Raw genomic sequence first — 22,847 nt, forward strand, 5'->3', positions numbered from 1 at the left:
ATAAGTTCCTCTGGAAGCCCTCGACCTTCAGGTGAGATTGAGTGCGTTTGTATCTGGGTATGTACTTCTGTGCATGCTCCGCTGTCGATGCTTCATCGAGAGATACGAGACACTAGATGGACTCTGCTGATGCTGAACCCCTCAGTAAGTCGGAACGCGCCGAACTCGAGAAGTTACGCGCCCAATTTGCGGCTACCAAGCCGACTGAGCGGCAACGGGCTGAGCATTCGGGGCTTCGGTGGATCGGCGTCTGGATCTTGCTCATTTTGATTCTTGTGCTGTCGTTCGCCGGTGTTCTCGCGCGTTATGCACGCAGCGAATTGCTCGATTCCGAACGCTACGTGCAGACTGTTGCGCCGCTGGGGTCGAATCCTGTCATCCAAGGTGAGATCACCAACCGGATCACGGATGAGATCGATTCACAGCTCGACATCGAGAAAGTGACAGCGGACGCGTTGGCAACGCTGACCGAGAATGCGGAGCGGGTGCCACAGGTAGTGGTCGGTCTCGCGCCGGTCATTGCTGATCAGGCAAAATCGTTCATCCACCAGACAGTCGGCTCCGTGGTGTCCTCGGACGCATTCGAGAATCTGTGGGTCGAGGCGAATCGTGAAGCCCACCAATCCTTGACGGCGGTATTGACCGGCGACACGCGAGCTGCGGTCGATATCAGTGACAAGGGTGAGGTCAGCATCTCGCTGGCCCCGCTGATCGAGAAGGCGCGCAGCGCACTCGTCGATCGTGGGTTTGCTTTTGCCGACAAGATTCCCGATGTCGACAAGTCCTTCGTGATCTTCGAATCCCCGAAGTTGGTCAAGGCTCAGCGTCTTGTGTCTGCGCTGGACAAAGCGTCCTCGGTTCTTCCGTGGGTGATCATCATCCTCGCAGCCGGGGCAATCTGGTGCGCACCCAAGGGATCGCGTCTGCGGACTTTGTCGCTGGTCGGAATCACCGTTGCCGTGGCGATGGCGCTCCTCGCGGTCGCACTCAGCATCGGGCGCGCGGTGTACCTGGACGACATTCCTGCCGACGTGTTGTCGCCCGCGTCAGCCGGGGTTATCGTCGACACCCTTCTCCTGCCGCTCAAGACCAGCCTGCGTGCCGTCTTCGTTCTCGGCGTTGTGATTGCGATCGTCGGCTATCTGACGGGTGGATCGTCGTCGGCGCTTGCCGTGCGCCGCGGATTCAGCAAGGCAGTCGACTCTGTCAGATCACCGAGTACGGATCGTGAACCACGTGCCATCGAGACGATATGCGCAAAATACATTGTGGCGCTTCGTGTTTTGGTCGTTGTCATCGCCGTGGCTGTACTTGTCTTCTGGCGCTACCCGTCGGGAGTTGTCGTAGCGGTGACGGTGCTTGTGACAGTGCTCGCGTTGGTTGCGCTAGAGGTGATTGCGCGGCCGGCTCGGGTGCATTAGGGCCTTCGGCCCCGTGCGCCTTTTTGGTAGTCGGCACTACCAGAAAGGCGCACAGGGCCCGCAGGGCCTCAGACGTACGGCGAGTACGCGGGCAGATCCAGCTGACCGTTGCCGGACAGGCCGATCACGATCACCTCAGGTTCGGTGACGGAACGCGCGTGAGCGATCGCACCCGCAACTGCGTGGGTGGATTCCGGAGCCGGGATGATGCCCTCGGCGCGGGCGAAGATCAGACCGGCGTTCAGTGCATCGTCCTGATCGATGGCGATGGCATCCATCAGTCCCAGGTTGACAGCATGGGAGACCATCGGCGACATACCGTGGTAGCGCAGTCCGCCGGCGTGGATGGCCGGGGGAACGAAGTCCTTGCCGAGCGTGTGCATCTTGAGCAGTGGGGTCAGGCCGGCAACGTCGCCGAAGTCGTAGCGGTACTCGCCCTCGGTGAGGGACGGGCAGGCCGACGGCTCGCAGGCAACCAGACGAGTCTTGGTGCCCTCACGCAGATTCCGTCCCAGGAACGGGAAGGTCAGGCCGGCGAGGTTGGAACCACCGCCGGCGCAACCGAATACGGTGTCAGGGATGGCGTCGCCGGCTTCTTCGAGCTGAACCATGGCTTCCTGGCCGATGACGGTCTGGTGCAGCATGACGTGGTTCAGGACGCTACCGAGTGAGTAGTGCGTGTTCGGATCCTGCGCGGCAACCTCGACTGCTTCGCTGATCGCCATGCCCAGGGAGCCCGTGGTGTCAGGGTGCGATTTCAGCAGTGCGCGACCGGCTTCCGTCAGATCCGACGGCGACGGGTGGCAGATTCCGCCGTAGGCCTCCATCTGGATGCGGCGGTACGGCTTGGAGTCGAAGGACGAACGGACCTGCCACACCTCGACGTCGAGTCCGAGCAGCGCGCCGGCGAAGGACAGCGACGCGCCCCACTGGCCGGCACCGGTTTCGGTGGTGAGCTTGGTGGTTCCCTCGATGGCGTTGTAGTACGCCTGAGCCACAGCGGTATTCGGCTTGTGCGAACCGACGGGGCTCACGCCTTCGTACTTGTAGTAGATGCGGGCGGGCGTTCCCAGTGCGCGCTCGAGGCGGTGTGCGCGGAAGAGTGGGGAAGGCCTCCACATGCCGTAGATCTCGCGGACGGTCTCGGGGATCTCGATGTACCGTTCCGTCGACACTTCCTGCGCGATGAGATTCATCGGAAACAGCGGTGCCAGGTCCTCAGGACCGAGTGGCTCGCGGGTGCCCGGGTGCAGGTGCGGGGGAACGGGTTCGGGGAGGTCGGCCGCCAGGTTGTACCAGTGCGTCGGAACCTTCGACGGGATGGAAACGCCCAATGGTTCGAGCGAACGGTTGAGTGGGGTGGTGGTCAACTAACTCTCCTTCATGGATTTCGGTACCTGGTTCGCGGTATCGGGTGATCCAATGCTGGAGCGTTGCGGACCACCCGATCTCGTCTGGGCAGCACACAGTTGCGGCTGACCGTCAGCGGTCAGGCCACCAGCTGTGCGGGGCGGGGAAGGTCACGAGCCGATGGTACATCGAGTGCCCGCATGGTTGCTGAACCGTCTCGGTCTGTGGACTGGGCGAGGATCGAGTGAGCACGGTTTGTCTCGAGTGAGCATGGACTTCAGCAGGCAGGAAACCGTGCTCACTGTGCAGAAAGGGTGCTAGCTCCGGGACGTAGCATGAACCCGACAGATGAACGAGAGGAACGGAGGCGCAGTTGCGATGGCAGACCTGAGCTCGCGTGAGCGGATGATCCGCAGCGCTGTCGAGTTGATCAGCCGCAACGGCGTCGACGCGACCTCGTTCAACGACGTGATCAAGCACAGCAGCGCCCCGCGCGGGTCCATCTACCACCACTTTCCGGGCGGCAAAACCCAGCTGATGGTCGAGGCCGTGCAAGCTGCCGGCGCCGTCATCACGCGTCGGATCAGTGCGGCGTCGGCTACCGGATCGCCGGCCGACATCATCGATGCCGTCGGCGATATCTGGCGTCGCAACCTCGCGAACTCCGATTTTGCGATCGGCTGTCCGATCATCGCCGGGGGGCTCGCCCGGGCGAGCGAACCCGAAGTTGCGCAGGCCGCTGCCGAGGTTCTGGCGGGTTGGCAGACACTTGTCGAGACCGCGCTTGGTGAGGCAGGCTCACCGCCGGATCAGGCCAGGTCGATGGCAAATCTGACCATCGCCTCGATCGAGGGGGCCGTTGCGCTGTGTCAGACGACGCGCAGCATCGAGCCCCTCGAACGAGTGATGGCAACCCTGCAGGATCTGTCGGAAATTACTGTGGCGCACCGATATTAAGTTCGTCGGGATGCGCGCCGACGCGAGTGCCGTCGTCGAGCGTGGCGATTTCGCTGAGGTCGAGTTCGGTGAGTTCGAAGTCGAAGACGTCGATGTTCTCCGCGATGCGGGCATCGTGCACGGACTTCGGAATGACGATGAGGCCGTTCTGCAGATGCCAGCGGATCAGTACCTGCGCGGCCGACTTGCTGTGCCGATCACCGATTCGGGTGATGATCGGGTCCGTCAAAAGTGTGTTCGGCTTCGACGCCGGACCCCATCCTGCGTTACTGGTCCCGCCGAGTGGGCTCCACGATTCGACCGCAATTGCGTGCTCGGCAGCCTTCTCACGAATGGCGTGCTGGGGGAGATGGGGATGCAATTCCACCTGATCCACAGCGGGAAGCAGCCCACCTCGATCGACAAGAAGTTGCAGGTGGTGGGGTTCGAAGTTGCAGATGCCGACGGCCTTCGCGCGGCCTGATTCAGCGATCTTCTCCATGGCGTCCCACGTGCGGAGCAGTCGTTCCTTGTCCTGGAGCGGCCAATGGACTAGGTACAGGTCGACATAGTCGACGCCCAATTTCTTGATGCTGGTGTCGAACGCTGCCAACGCCGGTTCGTAGCCCTGATCGGAGTTCCACAGCTTTGTGGTGAGGAAAACGTCCTCACGGGCAACCGATGATGCCGCGATGCCGCGTCCTACGCCCTCTTCGTTGCCGTACGCGGCAGCGGTGTCGATGTGGCGGTAGCCGGCGTCGTCGAGTGCAAAGCGCACGGCGTGTTCGGTTTCGTCGTTGGTGGCCTGCCAGACTCCTAGGCCGAGTTGCGGGATCGTGGTTCCGGAATTCAGGCTGATGTCGGGGATGCTCATGTATTCAGGCTAGCGAGGCTGCCGACGGATTGCCTGGCATCATGTATTCACGTGACCCGAATCCGAATGTTTGCCACCGACCTCGACGGCACCCTGCTGCGCTCCGATCGAACGATTTCGGAGCGGACGGCGCAGGCGATGGAGAGCGCACGCCTGGCGGGAATCGAAGTGGTGTGGGCGACGGCTCGCGCTCGGCATTCGGTGCATACGTTGGCAAGCTCTTGCGGGTTCCGGGGTAAGGCGGTGTGCGCCAACGGTGCTGTGATTCTAGATCTTGCCGACGGTACACCGAAGATCGTCGATACTGTCTCGATCGAAACATCCTTGGCGGCAACGGCAATGGAACAAATCCGCACACTCGTTCCCGGCGTCGTGTTCGCGAATGTCGGGCCGACACAGTTCTTTGCGGAACCCGAATACGCTGCGCTGTGCGACTTCACGGATCACCACAGGCACGTCCACGAGATGGTTCTTGCCGATACGTTGCCGCTGGAGATCGAACCGATGGTGAAGATTGTCGCCCGGCATCCGGACGTGTCGAGTTCCGATCTCTACCGAACCGCCGCGGCAGCCGGAATTACCGGCGTCGAACTCACTCATTCCGGTGCCCCGTACATGGAAATGGCGGCGTCCGGGGTGTCCAAAGCCAGTGCACTCGCACAGTTGTGCGCCGCTGAAGGCATTGACCCGTCGGAGGTCGCGGCCGCAGGTGACGCCGTCAACGACCTGCCGATGTTGATGTGGGCAGGTACCGCCTTGGCGCCGTCGAACGCGCTACCGGAAATTCTCGAACTTGCAGACCGAGTGCTGGCGAGCAACGACGAGGACGGGGTGGCGAGCTACCTGGAGGAATTGGCGTCTTCGAACCACGGCTAACTCGCCAGTCTGGTGTGATCGCCGCCGGCGGCATGCTGCGCTAACAGTTTGATCGCATGCTCGACTGTCGCGGCGAGAATGTCCTCCGGCTCGCCGCTGAATACCTGTTTCTCAGTCTCGGCGACACCATGATCGACAACCCCGAACCACACTGTTCCAGGATCTTGGTCCTCCTGGGGTTCTGGGCCTGCCTCCCCGGTGACGGCCAGAGCCAGCGTGGCACCCATCAGGGTTGCAGTGCTGTGGGCCATGACTCGCACCGCGTCTTCACAGACGACGGGGCCGTCCGGAACGTGGAGCACGGAATGCTTGACCGCCGGACTGTACGCGACAATCCCACCACTGAACCAAGACCCGGCATCGGGCGCCTTTCCCAGGTGCGCAGCGATATTTCCGGAGGTCAGCGATTCTGCTGTTGCGACAGTCAAACCGCGTCTTGTTGCTGCGGTTGCCAATTGCTCACATACGTCGTCGAGGCCGCGTTCAATGGGGAGTTCGGGTTGCGGATCGGTGCTCACCTCTATTGTCCTTTCAGTTCGCAGAAGAAGTGTGAAAACGTTCCCATACCCGGTGCGTTTTCAGCAGTTCTGTTACGGCGGTGACTGCTTCCTCCGGGGTCGGGGCAACTACCACCCCGAATGCCGAGTCGTCGATTCCGGCAGCCCCAGTGCAAGAATACGGGAATGTTGTTACCTACCAAGTCGAATACACCTTCCTCGGTGTAGAACTTGGTAGCGAACCCGCGAGTGTCGCGCACTGTATCGGCTGAGCCGCGTGAGCCCAGTCCCGTCGAGAAGCGAACGAATGTGGGGGTTTGTGTTCCTTTGGCAAAAAGTGCTGCCTTGCAGATACTTTCGGCGGATCCGTTCGCGACGAAGTTGCCGTGTGCGGCAGCGCCACCCGTATGCATAACCCGCTCGGCAATGTGCTCGTGATCGAAGTGAGTGATCTTCTCGGTCTTGTAGAGGTGAGTTCCGATCGCAGTCGTGAGAAATTCGCCTTGTTGTGCCCGGCCGTGGCTGTCCGTCGCGGGCTCGGCTCCTGCGACAGTACGTACTTCGGGCTGTCTCTGATCTTCTTTGGGAGGCAGCGGCGGGCGTGGTTGGACGGGCTCTCGGAGGTCCGGCGCCCTGGGAGCAGGTGCGCCTGGGATGTACGGTGATGAAGGCATCGGACAGCCCCTTCTGTTCGTCACACATCGTGCGAAGAGAATTCCTCTGACAGAGCCCTACCCAACAGATGATTCGACAAACATGGTGCTGCTGAGAACCGGTCGTGTTGTTATTCGACCATCGGTAGTGGACGCGAGGCGCGGCGGCAATTTCAGCCCGTGACGGCTTTCGGTCCGAAGCCCACACCACAATCCGTCATGAACTCCGTGAATACGCGATCGAACCGGTCCGGGTAGTCCAGGTGCGGGAAATGTCCTGCGCGGGGGAAGATCTCGACCCGACCCAGGGGTAGTTCGGCGCGGGCGTTCTCGGTGTGCGCGTTGGGGATGATGGTGTCTTCGGCGCCCCAGACCAAGAGTGCCTGCAAGTTCTGGAACTTCGCGAAATGTGGTGTTGCGGCGACTGTTTGGCCCTGGTAATTGATCACCGAGCGGGCAGTGGCAAGGAAAGCCTGCCGGGTTGCGGCGTCGGATACCGTCGCAAGGCTCTTGCGAGCTTCACTGGCGCTGGCACCCAATTTGAACAGCCCGATCTTGTTGAACAGTTCGAGAGCTTTGTCGGTGACGTCGGTCAGCGTCTTGGACGCCAGGACGGGAAGAACCAGTTCGCTGCCGGGCAAGGTTGCGGCCCGAAGGAGTGGGCTGACTTCGGGGCCCAGGCCACCGCTGGCCACCAGGCACAGGCGCTCGACGCGGTCGGGGAACAGATACATGGCTTGCATGGCAACACCGCCGCCGAGGGAGTGGCCGACCAACGTGGCGGAGGGGATGTCGAGTGCTTCCAGGAGATCGCGCACGGTCGCGGCGTGGGCACTCAGGGAGTAGTCGCCGGCCGGCTTGTCGGACGCTCCGTGCCCGAACAGGTCGGGTGCGATGACGCGGTAGCGCCGCGACAGCGTCTCGATCTGCGGTTCCCAATTGGTATGTGCGCCGAGAAGGCCGTGGATCAGGACGACAACGGGGCCTTTGCCCTGGTCGACGAATTTCAGCTGGTCACCGTGCAGTACAACGGTCTGCAATTGATCGGTTGCCATGGTTGAGCCTTTCGGAGCGGCCGGTTTGTCCAGCGCTCGCGTGTTGTGATGGCCGCATCTCCGCCCCGACGCGGATTCACGGTATTTGTGACCGGGAGTTACCCCAGTTCCCTCAGTATGCCCATTGCAGGTCGTCCTGTCGTGGTCATACCGGGTGTTGTGACGAACCGCGATTGCTGTTGCGGCGGGAGACGTAGAACTCACTTGGCTGCGGATCAGGCAAAATCCTCGAGCTTTCCGAAGGTCAGGCCAACATCCCAGGGATGGACGTTCCACGTCTGGATGGCTGTTGTGGCGAAGATGCCTGCCGCTTCGATGGTCTCCTGCGACGCCGGCGCCGCGACGGAAACCCCTGGTTGATCGCTGGGAACCTCAGGCCAGACGCCGGTATCAGCGGGTGCGGGTGCTGCCTCCATGACGGCATTGGCTGCGCCGTCCTCGCTGATCACGGCAAACAGACAATGCGGCTGCGCTGGAGCGTCCCAGCCGCCCTGTTCTACCAGCCAGAATTCGCTGCGCGCCGCAGCGGAGAGAGCAACGTGTGCGAGTGCCAGCTCGAGTTCGTCCCACGGATCTCCGTCGACGGGGATGGGTTCGCCGAGTTGGAACGATCCGGCGGTTTCGGCGTTGTCGGAAGAGGCGAAGCGCGGTTGCACCGACAGGGTGCCAGACTGTGCGTCCAGGAAGGCAATTTCTCGAGATCTGTTGTCCGGCATCATGGTACGGGCGATTCGTCCACGACCGAGCAGCTCGGCAAGACCTTCGGGATTGTCGATGCTCCACAGACGGGTCTCGTCCTCGGACCAGGTGCGGATCATTCCACTGACGACAGGACTGATCAATACGGGTTCGAGATTCGTAGTGTCTGTCTGTTCACTCATCGCGCGCTCCCACCGAAGTTCGTACCGCCGGACGGGTTCCAGGGGACTCTCGGACAAGTATGCCGCCTCGCGCTGTGCGCCTTTCTTAACCGCGAGGGGTTAAGAGAGGCGCACAGTAGGCGATCACATATGCGTGCCGCCATCGATGCGGATTTCTGTCCCGGTCACGAAAGAGCCGTCGTCGGATGCGAGCATCGCGATCACGCCTGCCACCGCGGACGGGGGTGCAAAACCGTCGCCGATGGCCGGTAGCAGCTTGCCGAGCAACGTGTAGTCGATATCGGCGGGGAATCCGGGGTCGGAGGTCATTCCCGACGCGATGCTTCCTGGCGCGACGGCAACGGCACGCAGTCCCTGCTTGCTGTATTCGAGAGCAAGTGCATGCGTGAAGGATTGGATACCGCCCTTGGACGCCGCATAGGCCGCCATGTACGGGTGGGCAAACGTCGCGGAGGTGGAACTGAAGTTGACGACAACACCGCTGCCACTTTCCAGCAGAGCGGGAAGCGCCTCGCGTGTCATGAGAAAGGTGCCGGTGAGGTTGACGCCGATGACGGTGTTCCAGAAGTCGAGCGACATCTCGTGCGTGCGTTCGGAGCGCAGAATTCCAGCGGCATTGACGAGGACGTCCAAACCGCCGAGTGCCGTGATCGCAGAACCGATCTGTTGCCGAACGGAGTCCTCTTTCGAGATGTCGACGGTGACGACGGTGAGGCGGTCGCCATGGCCGGCGGCAGCTGCTGCGGCTCGAGTGAGTTCGAGTCCTGCTTCGGAAATATCCGCGGCAACGACGGTGCCGCCTTCCTCCAGGATTCGAGCCACCGTGGCTTGCCCGATGCCGGACCCGGCACCGCTGATGAGGATGCGCTTGTTGTCGAATCGGTTCATGAAAAATCTCCGGTCTGTGGAAGAAAACGGCGCTGCTACTTTTGATTCTCCGGAGAAGAAAAGCTCGAAACCAGGGGTTATCCCATTGAGCGAACAGGTGACCGGTAACGCTGAGCGAACACGTGGCAGTCGAGCATGCCACAGCCGGATGTGTGTACAGCGCAAGGCTGTACGTAGCGCGGCGCTGGTCGGGTCACCGCGAGATGAAAGGAGGAATCCTGCTCGCCGACCATGCATTCCCCAACCGCCATGAGTCACGGGTGGAGCGAGTTTGACGCCAAAGCTCTTTGACCGTATTCCTGCTGCGAGGTCTTCGGCGAGCGTTAGGGCGAAAGATGCAACTTCGTAACGTGATCGTGCTGTGTGCTCGACACAAAAGCCCCCTCGGCCTTTGCGAGGCTGAGGGGGCTTCGGGTGTCGTTGCTACAGGCCTGCGGCCGTTGCCAACTCGGGCAGGTATGCACTCGGCTGGCCGAACAACTGCGCGCTGCTGTGCGCGCGCTTGAAGTACAGCTGAGCGTCATGCTCCCAGGTGATGGCGATTCCGCCGTGCAACTGAACGGCTTCGGAGGTGATCTGCTGGAAAGCCTCGGAGCAGTAGACCTTGGCGATCGCTGCGTCACCGACTGACTGTGTGGCCACCGCGGCGTAGGTCATGGACCGTGCCGTTTCGACCAGCGTGTACATGTCGGCCATCCGGTGCTTGAGGGCCTGGAAGGACCCGATTGCGCGACCGAACTGTTTGCGAGACTTCGTGTATTCCACCGTCTGTTCGACGATGGCTGCGGCAGCACCCACCTGTTCGGCGGACAGTGCAATCAAGACAACCGTTCGGATGCGATCGACCAGATCCGCAGACCATGCGAGAGGCCGCCCGCGAACACCGGAGAACGTGACCTCCGAGAGCGTGCGCGTCGGGTCCATGGTGGGGACGCGTCGGCGGGAAACACCTTCGGCTTCGGGATCGACTTCGTAGAAGCCGTCGGCCGTCAGCACCAGTAAGGTGTCGGCGACGTGTCCGTCGAGGACATAGGCAGCGGTGCCGTTCAACGCGTCTTCAGTGGCGGAGACTCCGAAGGAATCCCAACCGCTCGCACCCGCCCAGCACAGTGCAAGTGTGCTTTCGCCGGCAGCAACGCCGGGGAGCAGACGCGAGCAGGCGTCGGCATCGCCCGAGAGCAACAGGGCCTGCGCAGAGAGAATCGCGGAACCCAGCATCGGCGACGGCGTCAGCGTGCGTCCGAGTTCTTCCTGGACCACATGAACTTCCGCCAAGCTTGCTCCGACGCCGTCGAACTCCTCGGGAATCGCCAGTGCGGCGACGCCGATCTGCTCACACAGCTTGCTCCAGAGAGCGGCGTCGTAGCCGTTGTCCGTGGTGATGGCGGCGCGGACGGAAGCTGAGTCGGAATGCTTGCTCAGGAGGTCGCGTACCGACGCGCGCAATGCTGCCTGGTCTTCGGTGTCGATGCTCATGACGCAACCAGGGATGCGACGACCCGGGCGCGGTGCTCGGACGGAGTGCCCCACGCGGTAAGCAATGCTCGTACCTTGGTGAGCCACAGCGAGAGATCGTGTTCCATCGTGTATCCGATGGCGCCGTGAACCTGGAGCCCGACGCGAGCGGCCTTGTAGGCGGCGTCGCCGCAGGCAACCTTGGCAGCGGAGATGTCACGCGAGGCATCGGCCGACTGATCGCGCACCGACAGCGCGGCACCGTGTAGGAGCGGGCGAGCCATTTCGAGAGAAACGGCAACCTCGGCCAAGTGGTGCTTCATGGCCTGGAACTGTCCGATGACCTTGCCGAACTGCTTGCGCTGCTTTGCGTATTCGGTGGTGACCTCGAGGAGGGTCTGCCCGAGGCCCTGAAGCTGAGCAGCAGTGGCGAGGGCGCCCATGTCGAATGCGGCGGAGAAGTCGGCGGAGCCGAGCGACTCGCCGGCGGATACCTCGAAGAGCTTGCGCGAGAGGTCAACCGACGCCTTGGCTTCTCCGGGAACGCCGAGGCTGACCGCGCCGTCCTGTGCCAGCAGAACCAGGTCAACAGAGTTGGCGTCGAGCGCAAACGGCGTGTGCGGGGGAGCTGCGACCGTGGCGAGCGAACCTTCGGCAAGAGCGGAGAGGCGCTCGGGCGCAACAGAAGCCAGCAGAGTTGGTGCTACTGCAATGGTTTCGACGACCGGGCCAGGTACCGCATGGCGACCGAGCTGCTCGAGAGCAACAACCAGGTCGACGGCGTCGGCACCCAGGCCGTCATGCTCTTCGGCGATGACAAGTCCGTTGACGCCGGTCTCGGCGAGGCGCTGCCACAGCTTCTTACCTGGTGCGGTGTCACCGTCGTTCCAGGATCGGATGACGGCGGGCATGTCGGACTTGGTGAGCAACGCATCGATGCTCGCAGCGAAGTCCTGGTGGGAGGAGTCGAGCGCGAATCTCATCGGTCCGCCTTAGGTAGGCCGAGCAGACGCTCAGCGATGACATTTTTCTGAATCTCGTTGGTGCCTGCGTAGATCGGGCCGGACAGGGAGAACAGGTATCCGTCCATCCAGTTGTCGGCCAGTTCGGCTTCGGGGCCCTGCAGTTCGAGGGCGGTCTCGTGGGTAGCGATGTCCCACTCGGACCAGAAGACCTTGTTGATCGAGGACTCGGCACCGAGTTGTCCACCGTCGGCGAGACGGGTGACGGTCCCGAACGTGTTGAGCTGGTAGGCGCGTGCGCCGATCCAGGCGTCGGCGACCTGATTGCGCAGAGCGCTGTCGTCCGTGCGTCCGCTGGCCTTGTACAGCTCGAGAAGACGGTCGACGGTCGCGAGGAAGCGGCCGGGGCTACGCAGCGAGAGGCCACGCTCGTTGCTGGCGGTGCTCATCGCGACGCGCCATCCTTCGTTGACGCTGCCGATCACACCGGACTCACCCGGGTTGGCCGGGTCGTCGGGAACAAAGACGTCTTCGAGGAAGATCTCGGCGAAGCCGGGCTCACCGTCGAGCTGATCGATCGGACGCACGGTGACGCCGGGCGAACGGAGGTCGAACATGAAGTAGGTAATGCCCTTGTGACGCTGTGCATCCGGATCGGAGCGGAACAGGCCGAAGCCCCAGTCCGCGTAGCTGGCGCGTGAGCTCCACGTCTTCTGGCCGTTGAGCAGCCAGCCGCCGTCGACCTTCTTCGCGCTCGAACGCAGGCTGGCGAGGTCGGAACCGGACTCGGGTTCGGACCAGGCCTGTGCCCAGATGTCGTCGGCGCGTGCCATGCGCGGCATGATGCGTGCCAGCTGCTCGGCGTTTGCATGTTCGAAAAGTGTGGGAGCCAGCAGGAAGATGCCGTTCTGGCTCACGCGTCCGGGTGCACCCGAGCGGTAGTACTCCTCCTCGAAGATGACCCACTCGAGCAGTGACGCGTCGCGTCCGCCGAGTTCCTTGGGCCACGAGACAACGGCGTAGCCGGCGTCGGCGAGAGTGTGCTCCCACTGACGGTGCTCTTCGAAGCCCTCGGCGGTATCCATCGACTTCAGGGGAGTGGCGGGCACATTCGCCTCCAGGAACGAGCGGACCTCGTCACGGAATGCGGTTGTGGCGTCGTCGAATACGAGATCCACTAGTTTGTTCCTTCCTGCGGTGTGCGAGCACTGGCAGCCATAGCTTTGGCGTCGAGACCACCAAGCGAGTCTTTGCCTACCTCGGCGTTGTGAGCGTGAGCGAAGTGATGCAGACCGAAGACGGAATCGATGCCGTTACGCATCCCCATCTGATCCTCACACTGGTTGACGGCCTTCTTGGTGAGTGCCAATCCGAAGCGCGGCATCTCGGAGATGCGTTCGGCAAGTGCAAACGTCTCCTTCTCGAGATCGTCGCGGGAAACAACGCGGTTGACCATGCCGATTTCGTAGGCACGTTGCGCGGTGAATCGATCGCCGGTGAAGAGCATTTCCTTTGCAAATCTCGAGCCCACCATCCACGGATGGGCAAAGTACTCCACGCCGGGGATGCCCATGCGGACAACGGGATCGGAGAAGAACGCGTCGTCGGCGGCGACGATCATGTCGCAGACCCACGCGAGCATGAGGCCGCCCGCGATGCAGGCGCCCTGCACCATGGCGATGGTGGGTTTGGGGATCTCCCGCCACCGGCGGCACATTCCCAGGTACACCTCCATCTCGCGCGCGAAACGTTGGTCACCACCGGGCTTGTCGACGTGATCCCACCACATGGCGGCTTTGTTCTCGTACTCGACGTGATGGTCACGGCCCGGAGTTCCCAGGTCGTGTCCCGCACTGAAGTGCGGGCCGTTGCCTGCCAGGACGATGACTTTGACGTCGTCGTCGTCGACAGCGCGCTGGAAAGCGGCGTCGAGTGCGTACGTCACCACCGAGTTCTGGGCATTGCGGTACTCGGGACGGTTCAGGGTCACGACGGCCACAGTGCCGCGGACCTCGTAGGTCACGACATCGGCTTCGAAAGGAACGGTCATGACTGTTCCTCGCGCAGAACTGTTTTGAGGACCTTGCCGGAGGGATTACGAGGGAGGTGATCGACGAAGCGCACTTCGCGCGGCACCTTGAATCCGGCGATCTTCTCCTTGAGGAAAGCGATGACGGATTCTTCGGTCAGTCCGGCACCGTCGAGCTGAGCGATGTAGACACGGCCCACCTCACCCATCCGGTGATCGGGAATGCCGATGGCAGCCGATTCGTGGACACCGGGCAGGCGAGCCAGCATTCCTTCGATCTCGGCGGGGTAGACATTGAAGCCGCCGCTGACGTACATGTCCTTGAGACGGTCGGTGATGTCGAGATATCCACGCTCGTCGAGGGTTCCGACGTCTCCGGTGTGCAGCCAACCGTCGGCGTCGACGGCCTTGGCTGTGGACTCGGGATCGTCGAGATATCCGAGCATGACGTTCGGTCCGCGAAGCAGGATCTCGCCCTGGTCGCCGATCTTGACCTCGAAATCAGCCGTCGCGCGGCCCGAGCTCGTGGACACCGTGACCGGGTCGTCGTCGGTGCGGCACATGGTGGCCACCACTGCTTCGGTCAGGCCGTAGGCGGTGAGGACTGCGTCGAACAGTTCGCTTTGCATGCGCTCGACCAACGCGACGGGAACCGGTGCAGCGCCCGTGATGGCGATGCGCAGCGACGAGAGGTCGTACTCGCCGCGGCGGGGGTGATCGAGGATCGTCTGGTAGATCGTCGGCGCGCCCGGGAGGATGCTGACCTTCTCGCGGTTGATCAGTGACAGGGTCTCGTCGATGTTGAAGACGGACACCGGCACGATGGTTGCACCGTTGAGAAGGCAGACCAGAATTCCGGCCTTGTATCCGAAGGTATGGAAGAAGGGGCTGATGATCAGGAAGTTGTCATCGGCAGTGACCTCGGCATTGTCTCCCCATGCCTGTGCGACGCCGATCGACTGGCGATGAGCGCTGATGGCGCCCTTGCTGCGACCCGTCGTACCGGAGGTGAAGAGGATGTCACTGACATCGTCGGGCGTCACCGCTGTAGCCCGAGCGTCGGCTTCGGTGCGGGTGTCGTCCGTCGCGAGGGCGAGGAAGTCCTCGAACTCGATGACGCCGGCGCGAGCGTCGTCGCCGTCTACCGGTACGCGGATCACCGTCGGAATCGACAGGTCGGGATTAGCGTCGAGCAACTGCTGGTATCGATCGGCCTTGAGGAACTTGCCGACGACTACCAGGGCAGCCGCGTCGACGCGCTCGACGATGTCGAGTGCCTCGGTGCCCGTGTATCTGGTGTTGATCGGGATAATTGCTGCTCCGGCGTACTGCGCGCCCAGCAGTGCAATCACCCAGTGGTGGGTGTTGGGCGCCCAGATGACAACACGGTCGCCTGCCTTCACTCCACGTGTGATCAGTGCGCCCGCAAAATCACGAACACGCTGGTGCAACTGTGCAAAGGTCAGTCGGGTGTCGCCATCGGCAATTGCCGCGAGCTCACCGAACTCCTCGGCGGCCCTGATAAGGGCTGATGGGATGGTTCTCGGTTGATCGGTCACTGGACTCCTACCTGACACGCTACCTAGCAAGTGCTTGGTAGGTTATCTTACATATGTGGACCAGAGCGAGAGCCCGGACGGGCAGATGACCGACGACGAGTTTGCGGCAGAAGTTTCGCAGTGGCTGGCAGAGAACCTGACCGGCAAATTTGCCCAGCTCAAGGGTAAGGGCGGACCGGGCAGCGAGCATGAATTCTTCGAGCAACGCCTCGAGTGGGACAAGCATCTCGCGGCCGCGGGCTGGACGTGCCTTGGATGGCCGAAGGAGTTCGGTGGCCGCGGAGCGACCATCTCCCAGCAGGTTGTCTTTCATCAGGAGTACGCGAAGTCGGGTGCCCCGGCACGCGTCAGTCACATCGGCGAGGAACTTCTCGGTCCGACCCTGATCGCTTACGGAACCGACGAGCAGAAGCGTCGCTTCCTTCCGGGCATCAACACGGTCAGCGAGCTGTGGGCGCAGGGGTACTCCGAGCCCGGAGCCGGCTCCGACCTTGCCAACGTCTCGACGACGGCCCGTCTCGAAGACGGCAAGTGGATCATCAACGGCCAGAAAGTGTGGACGTCGCTCGCGCACGTTGCGCAGTGGTGCTTTGTCGTGTGCCGCACCGAGGTCGGATCCAAGCGTCACCAGGGCCTGAGCTTCCTGCTGGTGCCCTTGGATCAGCCCGGTGTGACCGTGCGTCCCATCCAGCAGCTCACCGGCACCTCCGAATTCAACGAGGTCTTCTTCGACGACGCCGTCACGGACGCAGACCTCGTGGTCGGCGAACCGGGCGAAGGCTGGAAGATTGCCATGGGCCTGCTCACTTTCGAGCGTGGTGTGTCCACACTCGGTCAGCAGATCGGGTTCGCCCGCGAACTTCAAGGCGTCGTAAACCTGGCGAAAGCCAATGGCAGCGACCAGGATCCGCACATCCGCGAGAAGATCGCCCGCGCCTGGGTCGGGCTACGCGTCATGCGCGCCCACGCTATGCGTACTCTCGACGCGGTCGACGCCGGAACCGGTGGCGGCGAAGCGTCCGTCGCAAAACTGTTGTGGGCCAACTGGCATCGCGACCTCGGGCAGCTCTCGATGGACGTCCAAGGTGCGTCGTCGTTGGTTGCACCGTGGGAGAATTCCGAAGGCCAGCCATCGGACATCACCGATCCCGAACATCTCGAGTTGGACGAGTGGCAGCGACTGTTCCTCTTCACTCGCGCCGACACGATCTACGGCGGCTCCAACGAAATTCAGCGCAACATCATTTCCGAGCGTGTGCTCGGTCTTCCCCGAGAGGCTCGCTAAATGTCTGACTCCACAGTGGTTTCGCCCTTGTCCGTAGCGCCGGAGGAAACTCCGGGCCACGGATTGCTGAAGGGCAAGAAGGCCGTCATCACCGCCGCCGCGGGAACGGGTATCGGTTTCTCGACCGCGCGTCGTGTCCTGATGGAAGGCGGCGACGTCCTCGTCTCCGACTTCCACGAGCGTCGTCTCGGTGAGACCGTCGAGAAGTTGAAGGCCGAATTCCCTGGCCAGCAGGTCGAATCGATCATCTGCGACGTCTCCAGTACCGCACAGGTCGACGCACTCTTCGACGGCGCAGCCGAGAAGCTGGGTCGCATCGACATCGTGGTCAACAATGCAGGCCTCGGCGGGGAAACACCGGTCGTCGACATGACCGATGACCAGTGGGATCGTGTCATCGATATCACCCTCAACAGCACGTTCCGTGCGACGCGCGCCGCACTGCGCTACTTCAAGAGCGTCGAGCACGGCGGTGTTCTCGTCAACAACGCATCGGTTCTCGGCTGGCGTGCACAGCATTCGCAGGCCCATTACGCAGCGGCCAAGGCCGGCGTCATGGCCCTGACGCGTTGCAGTGCGATCGAGGCTGCCGAGTACGGCGTCCGCATCAACGCCGTCTCGCCGTCCATCGCCCGCCATGCCTTCCTGGCGAAGGTCACCAGCGAAGAACTGCTGGACCAGTTGGCGTCCGGTGAGGCCTATGGCCGCGCGGCCGAGGTGTGGGAAATCGCTTCGGTGATCGCGATGCTGGCGAGCGACTACACGACATACATGACCGGTGAGATCGTTTCTGTTTCTTCGCAGAGGGCGTAGGCCTGCCGTGCGCCTTTGTGGTAGCACCGACTACCAGAAAGGCGCACAGTGAAGCCCTGGATAGGATTGAAATCATGACGCCATCCCGAAATTCCGACGACACTGCAGGAAAATCCGGTCGCCGCGACGAACTTCTCGCGATCGCAGCCGGCCTGTTTGCCGACCGCGGAGTACGGGCGACGACGGTACGCGATATTGCCGATGCAGCCGGGATACTGTCGGGCAGTCTCTATCACCATTTCGATTCCAAGGAGTCGATGGTCGACGAGATTCTGCACCAGTTCCTCGACGACTTGTTCGGCAAGTACCGCGAGATCGTGGCTGCAGGTCTTGACAGTCGGGCAACGCTCGAAGCGCTGATCGTCACGTCGTACGAAGCGATCGACGCGTCGCATTCGGCCGTCGCGATCTATCAGGACGAGGTCAAGCACCTGGTAGCCAACGAGCGATTCTCGTACCTGGTCGAACGCAACACCGAGTTCCGGGACCTGTGGGTGGGAGTGCTCGAGGCGGGGGTCGCCGACGGAAGTTTCCGCTCCGATCTCAATATCGAACTGGTCTTCCGCTTCATGCGCGACACCGTCTGGGTTGCCGTGCGTTGGTATCGGCCGGGTGGCACATTGACCGCGCACACTGTTGCAGCTCAGTACCTCGCAATTGTTCTCGACGGACTCTCTGATCCGTCTGCGGCAGCTGCCGCACCCAAAACTACTGCTGCACTATCGAACTAGGAGTAAAGATCATGTCCGAGGTTTACATCGTCGATGCTATCCGCACCCCGATCGGTAAGCGCGGCGGCGCACTGTCGGGAGTGCACCCCATCGATTTGGGCGCACACGTCATCAAGGCGGTTGTCGAGCGCACCGGCATCGATCCGGCAGAGGTCGACGACGTCATCTTCGGTTGCGTCGACGCCATCGGTGGCCAGGCCGGCAACATCGCCCGCATGTCTTGGCTCGCAGCAGGATTGCCGCAGCACGTTCCCGGTGTGACGGTGGACCGTCAGTGTGGTTCCAGCCAGCAGGCCGTCCACTTCGGTGCGCAGGCAATCCTCTCCGGCACCGCAGACCTGATCATCGCCGGTGGCGTGCAGAACATGAGCCAGATCCCGATCTCGGCAGCCATGATCGTCGGCCAGCAGTACGGATTCGACACTCCCTCTTCCGGTTCCGTCGGCTGGACCGAGCGTTACGGCGATCAGGAAGTGTCGCAGTTCAAGGGCGCAGAGATGATCGCCGAGAAGTGGGATGTCAGCCGCGAAGACCTCGAGAAGTGGGCACTGCAGAGCCATGAGCGCGCCAAGGCCGCCATCGCAGCAGGCCGTTTCGACAACGAGATCGTCACCATGGGCGACGCAACCGTCGACGAAGGCCCCCGTGAGACCAGCCTCGAGAAGATGGCGTCGCTCAACGTCCTCGTCGAAGACGGCCGGATGACAGCTGCTGTCGCAAGCCAGATCTCGGACGGAGCGAGCGCACTGCTCCTGGCGTCGGAAGAAGCCGTCAAGAAGCACGGCCTCAAGCCCCGCGCCCGGATTCATCACCTCAGCGCCCGCGGTGACGACCCCATCTTCATGCTCAGCGCGCCCATTCCGGCAACGCAGCATGCGCTGGAGAAGACGGGGCTGACCATCGAGGACATCGACATCGTCGAGATCAACGAAGCCTTTGCTCCCGTCGTCCTCGCGTGGATCAAGGAAATCGGCGCGGATCCGGCCAAGGTCAACGTCAACGGTGGCGCAATTGCCCTCGGTCACCCGCTCGGCGCCACCGGCACCAAACTGATGGCAACGCTGCTCAACGAGCTCGAGCGCACCGGTGGACGCTACGGCCTGCTCACCATCTGCGAGGGTGGCGGCACCGCAAATGTGACGATTATCGAGCGTCTCTGACAAATCTGCTGTGCCGTTGTTAACCGCCCGCGGTAAACAACGGCACAGCAGTTAGTTCGGGGTATCCGCCACCTGCACGTCGAACTTGACGTTGTCGCCGTCGACGCTGGTCACAGTTCCCGTCACGTCGTATTCGGTGCCCTGGTCGGTCAAGGCGCACACGACGGTCGCACCGACCTCCGCGTCGAGTCCCTCTGGGCAAGTGACGTCGTCGGGTTGCCCTACCGACAGTCGCTGCAAGCTGGCTGGACATCTGGGCTGCGACTTTGTCGGCAGGTACCTGCTTGTCGCCGACGCTGACCGATGCCGAGCACGCGCCGGAAGCCAGTGCGGCACCTACGCAGATTGGCCAGGTCAGCGTCGGCGAACCGACAGCGTGAACCCCTCCGGCATCAGGGTCAGACGCTCGACAACTTTCAACCGGTACTCGGGATCCGGTTCGACGGTGTACTTCTGCAGGATCGTTCCCAGAACGAGAACTGCCTCATGGATGGCGAATTGTCTTCCGATGCAAGCGCGTTCGCCGGTTCCGAAGGGCTTGTACGTGTGGGCGGGGCGCGCCTTGATGTTTGCGGGCAAGAATCTGTCCGGATCGAAGGCTTCCGGATTGTTGCCCCACACGGGATCTCGGTGCAGCGACGGGATGAGGACAAGCATCCAGTCGCCCTTCTTCATCGGGTATTTGCCAATCAACGTGGTGTCCTGCCGAGCGGCGCGGGCATAGGCCGGGGCCGTCGGCCACAGCCGCAGTGATTCGTCGAGGACGCGTCGGACGTACCTCAGTTTTGCGATCTTCTCGAATGCCGGTTCTTCCGTGCCCCACACGGCATCAACTTCCGCCTGCGCTTTGGCCAAGACCTCCGGATTCTGCGACAGGTAGTAGAGCGCGAACGACAAAGCGCCGGAGGTTGTTTCATGCCCAGCGACCAGGAATGTCACGACCTGGTGCCGGATGTTCAGCTCGTCGATCCGGTTGGGATCATTCTCCCGGGCAGCGCGCAGCATCAGTTCCAGAAGATCTTCGTGTGCGCCGCCGGGGCTCTCTCGCCGAGCGCGGATCACCTCGTCCACAACTTCGGCCATGTACGCCTTGCGCACGTCGTCGCGTTGGTCTGCTCGCCGTGCGAGGCGTCGGCCGAGGGCTGTGGATTTGAGGAACGTAGTCCGCTGTGAATGGGACAGGGTGCCGATCATCGCCTTCACAAACGGATGCTGTTCTTCGCGTTCGAACGAATCGAAGGAGTAGCTGAACCCAGTGCGACCGATTGTCTCGAGCGTCAATTTGGTCATGTCAGCCGAGATGTCGATGGGGGAGTCGGTGCCATGACGGTCCCAGTACGCAACCAGTTCGCCGGCCACGTCGAGCATCGTGCGGTGGTACGAGCGCATGGCTGTCTGGCTGAACGCGGGAGCCAGAAGATTGTGGGCCTTGGCCCAGTTCGGTTCGCTGTTGTAGGCCGTGAAGAGTCCGTCGCCGCCGATCCCTCGTAGGGCTTTGACGCCGGGTGCCAGGTGTTTTGCAAACCTGGACTCATCGGAGAGGTCGGCAACCATGTCTGCGCCGGATACGAAGACAAAGCGATTTCCGACTACGTTGCGTTCGAAGATCGGGCCGAGTTCGCGGCCGATGCTCACGGAGTTCTGCAGTGGTGTCGAGGCGTTGACACCCAGAATGTCGCCGAGGAGCGGGAGGCGCCAGGCCGGATGCGGAATAGCAGGCGCGCCCGTGTTCGGCGTTGCGTCGACGCTCATCGTTGTCCCCCGAGAAGAGTTCGCTTACTGAATTGGTGTCTAGTACGCAAAGTACGCCTTACTGAATCGGTGTCAAGTAGTAATCTGAGTTCGCCATGGTCACCCCACGTAAGCGTCTCGATCGCGAGCAGCGACGCACGCAACTCCTCGATATCGGTGCGCAACTATTTGCCGACCGGTCGTACGAGGATGTCTGGATCGAAGAGGTCGCCGAAATCGCGGGCGTCTCGCGTGGGCTGATGTACCACTACTTTCCGACCAAGCGCGACTTCTTCGCGGCGATAGTCGAGCGAGAGTCCCAGCACCTCCTCGACGTGACGGCGCCGGATTCGACGCTGCCCATCCAGGAGCAAATCGCTGCTGGGCTGGATGCCTACTTTGCGTACGTGAAGTCGCACAGTAAGGGAGTGCGCGCAATCAATGTCGGGACGTTGTCGGCTGAAGCGGGTATCCGGGCAATAGTCGAGCGCGAGTTGGAACAGCAACAGATTCGGATCCTCGACGCGCTGGGATTCGACGACGAGCGCAGGCAGATTGCCGCTGTTGCGGTGCGCGGCTGGATCGCCTTCGTTCGTGCCGTATGTCTGAACTGGCTCGATCAACCGTTGATTCCGCAGGAAGAACTGCGTGTGATCTGTCTTCGCACTCTTGCCGGGGCACTCGGAACAGATCTGAGCAGCGCGCAAGAGAACTAGCGAAAACAGGCTGATCTCAGTCGATCTCGGCCATGTTTCGAGATTTTCGCGTGATGGCCGCACCGAATGCCGCTGCCAACGGGAACATCACGACGCCGTAGACCGCGGCCGGTACTGCCAGACGCACGTTGTCCATCAAGCTGACGGCAATGGTGATGGCCAAGGTGCTGTTGTGGATCCCGATTTCCATCGAACTGGCAATGGCTTGGCGGTCCTCGATACCGAAAAGCTTGGGAACGATGTATCCGATCGACAGACTCAGCAGGCAGAACAGTGCTGCGACAACTCCGATGTCGACGAGGTAGTCCGCAATGTTCTCGCGCTCCGATATGACAGTGCCGACTATGACCAGCGCCAGCACGATGGCCGACCCGATGCGCACCGGCTTGTCCATTCGCTGGGCAAAAGCGCTACTGCGCAGGCGAACCCACATCCCGATTGCCACCGGAATCAGGACGACGGCAAAAACCTGCACAACCTTCGTGAACTGGAGGCCGAGGGTGCCGTCGGCGTCGGTAGGTTCGAAATAGCCGAGGGCGAAGTTGGTGATCACCGGCAGGGTAACCACGGCGATTACTGAATTTACTGCTGTGAGTGTCACATTGAGCGCAACATCGCCGCGAAAGAGGTGGCTGAACAAGTTGGCTGTGGTGCCGCCCGGCGATGCTGCCAGGAGCATCATGCCGACAGCGAGCAGGGGATCGAGATCGAAGGCGGTGACAAGCCCGAACGCGGCGGCCGGCAGCAGTATCAACTGGCAGACGAGGGCGATCGAGACTGCTTTGGGTGCTTTTGCGACACGGGCAAAGTCCTCGAAGGTCAGTGAGAGTCCGAGGCCGAACATGATGATCGCGAGTGCAATCGGAAGACCGACCGATGTGAGAGCTGAGTCCATGTGGCCACTTCCAGTCACTTGGGGAGAATTTTACTGAAACTACCGTGATGCTTGGGTTTGCGTGGCCATTTGGATGCATT

22 protein-coding genes and 1 pseudogene are annotated in these 22,847 nt (G+C 62.0%); 8 read left to right on the forward strand and 15 right to left on the reverse strand.

Going from position 1 to position 22,847, the window contains the following annotated elements; translation table 11 throughout:
• Positions 1 to 116 precede the first annotated feature (116 nt).
• Complete coding sequence (locus tag CJ178_RS24445) at positions 117 to 1,421, forward strand: hypothetical protein (protein ID WP_045068530.1); 1,305 nt, start codon at positions 117 to 119, stop codon at positions 1,419 to 1,421.
• A 68-nt stretch (positions 1,422 to 1,489) separates the two neighbouring features.
• Here the strand turns inward: CJ178_RS24445 and CJ178_RS24450 are convergent, their stop codons facing one another.
• Positions 1,490 to 2,791 (reverse strand): TrpB-like pyridoxal phosphate-dependent enzyme, encoded by a 1,302-nt coding sequence (locus CJ178_RS24450; protein ID WP_033232418.1) that lies wholly within the window; start codon positions 2,789 to 2,791, stop codon positions 1,490 to 1,492.
• 358 nt (positions 2,792 to 3,149) lie between these two features.
• Here CJ178_RS24450 and CJ178_RS24455 point away from each other — a divergent pair, with 358 nt between their 5' ends.
• On the forward strand, positions 3,150 to 3,728 hold the full coding sequence (locus CJ178_RS24455) for a TetR/AcrR family transcriptional regulator (RefSeq protein WP_092806828.1): 579 nt from the start codon (positions 3,150 to 3,152) through the stop codon (positions 3,726 to 3,728).
• Here CJ178_RS24455 and CJ178_RS24460 read toward each other — a convergent pair.
• Positions 3,706 to 4,581 (reverse strand): aldo/keto reductase, encoded by an 876-nt coding sequence (locus CJ178_RS24460; protein WP_095888210.1) that lies wholly within the window; start codon positions 4,579 to 4,581, stop codon positions 3,706 to 3,708. The two genes, CJ178_RS24455 and CJ178_RS24460, sit on opposite strands and share 23 nt — an antisense overlap.
• A gap of 51 nt (positions 4,582 to 4,632) precedes the next feature.
• Here CJ178_RS24460 and CJ178_RS24465 point away from each other — a divergent pair, with 51 nt between their 5' ends.
• Entirely contained in the window at positions 4,633 to 5,457 is an 825-nt protein-coding gene (locus CJ178_RS24465; RefSeq protein ID WP_033232415.1) for an HAD family hydrolase, read from the forward strand.
• Here the strand turns inward: CJ178_RS24465 and CJ178_RS24470 are convergent.
• The 10 genes and pseudogenes from CJ178_RS24470 to CJ178_RS24515 all read right to left on the reverse strand — a co-directional run bounded on the left by CJ178_RS24470 (position 5,454) and on the right by CJ178_RS24515 (position 15,436).
• A complete protein-coding gene (locus CJ178_RS24470; protein ID WP_045068535.1) occupies positions 5,454 to 5,975 on the reverse strand; it encodes a CinA family protein in 522 nt (173 codons plus the stop codon). The genes CJ178_RS24465 and CJ178_RS24470 overlap by 4 nt on opposite strands.
• Positions 5,976 to 6,130: 155 nt before the next feature.
• A pseudogene (locus tag CJ178_RS24475) lies at positions 6,131 to 6,628 on the reverse strand (catalase); the annotation flags it as partial.
• Positions 6,629 to 6,780: 152 nt separating this feature from the next.
• Positions 6,781 to 7,662 (reverse strand): alpha/beta fold hydrolase, encoded by an 882-nt coding sequence (locus CJ178_RS24480; protein ID WP_095888212.1) that lies wholly within the window; start codon positions 7,660 to 7,662, stop codon positions 6,781 to 6,783.
• A 215-nt stretch (positions 7,663 to 7,877) separates the two neighbouring features.
• Complete coding sequence (locus CJ178_RS24485; protein WP_095888213.1) at positions 7,878 to 8,543, reverse strand: hypothetical protein; 666 nt, start codon at positions 8,541 to 8,543, stop codon at positions 7,878 to 7,880.
• Between the two features lie 123 nt (positions 8,544 to 8,666).
• A complete protein-coding gene (locus CJ178_RS24490; RefSeq protein ID WP_095888214.1) occupies positions 8,667 to 9,431 on the reverse strand; it encodes an SDR family NAD(P)-dependent oxidoreductase in 765 nt (254 codons plus the stop codon).
• A 423-nt stretch (positions 9,432 to 9,854) separates the two neighbouring features.
• Positions 9,855 to 10,907 (reverse strand): acyl-CoA dehydrogenase family protein, encoded by a 1,053-nt coding sequence (locus CJ178_RS24495; protein WP_095888215.1) that lies wholly within the window; start codon positions 10,905 to 10,907, stop codon positions 9,855 to 9,857.
• Positions 10,904 to 11,869: an acyl-CoA dehydrogenase family protein gene (locus tag CJ178_RS24500; protein ID WP_092806206.1), complete on the reverse strand. Its 966-nt coding sequence runs from the start codon at positions 11,867 to 11,869 to the stop codon at positions 10,904 to 10,906. The genes CJ178_RS24495 and CJ178_RS24500 overlap by 4 nt, the downstream gene beginning before the upstream one ends.
• Positions 11,866 to 13,026: an acyl-CoA dehydrogenase family protein gene (locus tag CJ178_RS24505; protein WP_033232408.1), complete on the reverse strand. Its 1,161-nt coding sequence runs from the start codon at positions 13,024 to 13,026 to the stop codon at positions 11,866 to 11,868. Before CJ178_RS24505 ends, CJ178_RS24500 begins: the two co-directional genes overlap by 4 nt.
• Positions 13,026 to 13,898 carry an enoyl-CoA hydratase gene (locus CJ178_RS24510; protein ID WP_095888216.1) on the reverse strand — a complete coding sequence of 291 codons (873 nt, stop codon included), beginning with the start codon at positions 13,896 to 13,898 and terminating at the stop codon, positions 13,026 to 13,028. Before CJ178_RS24510 ends, CJ178_RS24505 begins: the two co-directional genes overlap by 1 nt.
• On the reverse strand, positions 13,895 to 15,436 hold the full coding sequence (locus tag CJ178_RS24515) for a FadD3 family acyl-CoA ligase (RefSeq protein ID WP_033232405.1): 1,542 nt from the start codon (positions 15,434 to 15,436) through the stop codon (positions 13,895 to 13,897). The genes CJ178_RS24510 and CJ178_RS24515 overlap by 4 nt, the downstream gene beginning before the upstream one ends.
• Before the next feature lie 55 nt (positions 15,437 to 15,491).
• On the opposite strand from CJ178_RS24515, the gene CJ178_RS24520 reads away from it, so the two are divergent.
• The 4 genes from CJ178_RS24520 to CJ178_RS24535 all read left to right on the forward strand — a co-directional run bounded on the left by CJ178_RS24520 (position 15,492) and on the right by CJ178_RS24535 (position 19,425).
• On the forward strand, positions 15,492 to 16,721 hold the full coding sequence (locus CJ178_RS24520) for an acyl-CoA dehydrogenase family protein (protein WP_033232403.1): 1,230 nt from the start codon (positions 15,492 to 15,494) through the stop codon (positions 16,719 to 16,721).
• Positions 16,722 to 17,534 carry an SDR family oxidoreductase gene (locus CJ178_RS24525; protein WP_033232401.1) on the forward strand — a complete coding sequence of 271 codons (813 nt, stop codon included), beginning with the start codon at positions 16,722 to 16,724 and terminating at the stop codon, positions 17,532 to 17,534.
• 74 nt (positions 17,535 to 17,608) lie between these two features.
• Positions 17,609 to 18,265, forward strand: a complete 657-nt coding sequence (locus CJ178_RS24530; protein ID WP_045068555.1) for a TetR/AcrR family transcriptional regulator — start codon at positions 17,609 to 17,611, stop codon at positions 18,263 to 18,265.
• Positions 18,266 to 18,276: 11 nt separating this feature from the next.
• Positions 18,277 to 19,425: an acetyl-CoA C-acetyltransferase gene (locus CJ178_RS24535; RefSeq protein ID WP_033232400.1), complete on the forward strand. Its 1,149-nt coding sequence runs from the start codon at positions 18,277 to 18,279 to the stop codon at positions 19,423 to 19,425.
• A gap of 51 nt (positions 19,426 to 19,476) precedes the next feature.
• Here CJ178_RS24535 and CJ178_RS24540 read toward each other — a convergent pair whose 3' ends face one another.
• Both CJ178_RS24540 and CJ178_RS24545 read right to left on the reverse strand, forming a co-directional pair.
• A complete protein-coding gene (locus CJ178_RS24540) occupies positions 19,477 to 19,665 on the reverse strand; it encodes a DUF4333 domain-containing protein (protein ID WP_233363987.1) in 189 nt (62 codons plus the stop codon).
• A 114-nt stretch (positions 19,666 to 19,779) separates the two neighbouring features.
• Positions 19,780 to 21,177, reverse strand: a complete 1,398-nt coding sequence (locus CJ178_RS24545; protein ID WP_095888217.1) for a cytochrome P450 — start codon at positions 21,175 to 21,177, stop codon at positions 19,780 to 19,782.
• Between the two features lie 95 nt (positions 21,178 to 21,272).
• Here CJ178_RS24545 and CJ178_RS24550 point away from each other — a divergent pair, with 95 nt between their 5' ends.
• Positions 21,273 to 21,872: a TetR/AcrR family transcriptional regulator gene (locus CJ178_RS24550; RefSeq protein ID WP_092806210.1), complete on the forward strand. Its 600-nt coding sequence runs from the start codon at positions 21,273 to 21,275 to the stop codon at positions 21,870 to 21,872.
• Positions 21,873 to 21,888: 16 nt separating this feature from the next.
• Here the strand turns inward: CJ178_RS24550 and CJ178_RS24555 are convergent, their stop codons facing one another.
• Complete coding sequence (locus tag CJ178_RS24555; RefSeq protein ID WP_095888218.1) at positions 21,889 to 22,767, reverse strand: bile acid:sodium symporter family protein; 879 nt, start codon at positions 22,765 to 22,767, stop codon at positions 21,889 to 21,891.
• Between the last annotated feature and the right edge of the window lie 80 nt (positions 22,768 to 22,847).

The organism is Rhodococcus sp. ACPA4 (genome assembly GCF_002300185.1).
Lineage (GTDB): Bacteria > Actinomycetota > Actinomycetes > Mycobacteriales > Mycobacteriaceae > Rhodococcus_F > Rhodococcus_F globerula.

Coding starts and splice junctions, on each gene's coding strand:
- CJ178_RS24495 (WP_095888215.1), bottom strand. CDS start 10,907: ATGAGCATCGACACCGAAGACCAGGCAGCATTGCGCGCGTCGGTACGC.
- CJ178_RS24555 (WP_095888218.1), bottom strand. CDS start 22,767: ATGGACTCAGCTCTCACATCGGTCGGTCTTCCGATTGCACTCGCGATC.
- CJ178_RS24480 (WP_095888212.1), bottom strand. CDS start 7,662: ATGGCAACCGATCAATTGCAGACCGTTGTACTGCACGGTGACCAGCTG.
- CJ178_RS24530 (WP_045068555.1), top strand. CDS start 17,609: ATGACGCCATCCCGAAATTCCGACGACACTGCAGGAAAATCCGGTCGC.
- CJ178_RS24500 (WP_092806206.1), bottom strand. CDS start 11,869: ATGAGATTCGCGCTCGACTCCTCCCACCAGGACTTCGCTGCGAGCATC.
- CJ178_RS24550 (WP_092806210.1), top strand. CDS start 21,273: ATGGTCACCCCACGTAAGCGTCTCGATCGCGAGCAGCGACGCACGCAA.
- CJ178_RS24455 (WP_092806828.1), top strand. CDS start 3,150: ATGGCAGACCTGAGCTCGCGTGAGCGGATGATCCGCAGCGCTGTCGAG.
- CJ178_RS24445 (WP_045068530.1), top strand. CDS start 117: ATGGACTCTGCTGATGCTGAACCCCTCAGTAAGTCGGAACGCGCCGAA.
- CJ178_RS24545 (WP_095888217.1), bottom strand. CDS start 21,177: ATGAGCGTCGACGCAACGCCGAACACGGGCGCGCCTGCTATTCCGCAT.
- CJ178_RS24460 (WP_095888210.1), bottom strand. CDS start 4,581: ATGAGCATCCCCGACATCAGCCTGAATTCCGGAACCACGATCCCGCAA.
- CJ178_RS24485 (WP_095888213.1), bottom strand. CDS start 8,543: ATGAGTGAACAGACAGACACTACGAATCTCGAACCCGTATTGATCAGT.
- CJ178_RS24490 (WP_095888214.1), bottom strand. CDS start 9,431: ATGAACCGATTCGACAACAAGCGCATCCTCATCAGCGGTGCCGGGTCC.
- CJ178_RS24510 (WP_095888216.1), bottom strand. CDS start 13,898: ATGACCGTTCCTTTCGAAGCCGATGTCGTGACCTACGAGGTCCGCGGC.
- CJ178_RS24525 (WP_033232401.1), top strand. CDS start 16,722: ATGTCTGACTCCACAGTGGTTTCGCCCTTGTCCGTAGCGCCGGAGGAA.
- CJ178_RS24535 (WP_033232400.1), top strand. CDS start 18,277: ATGTCCGAGGTTTACATCGTCGATGCTATCCGCACCCCGATCGGTAAG.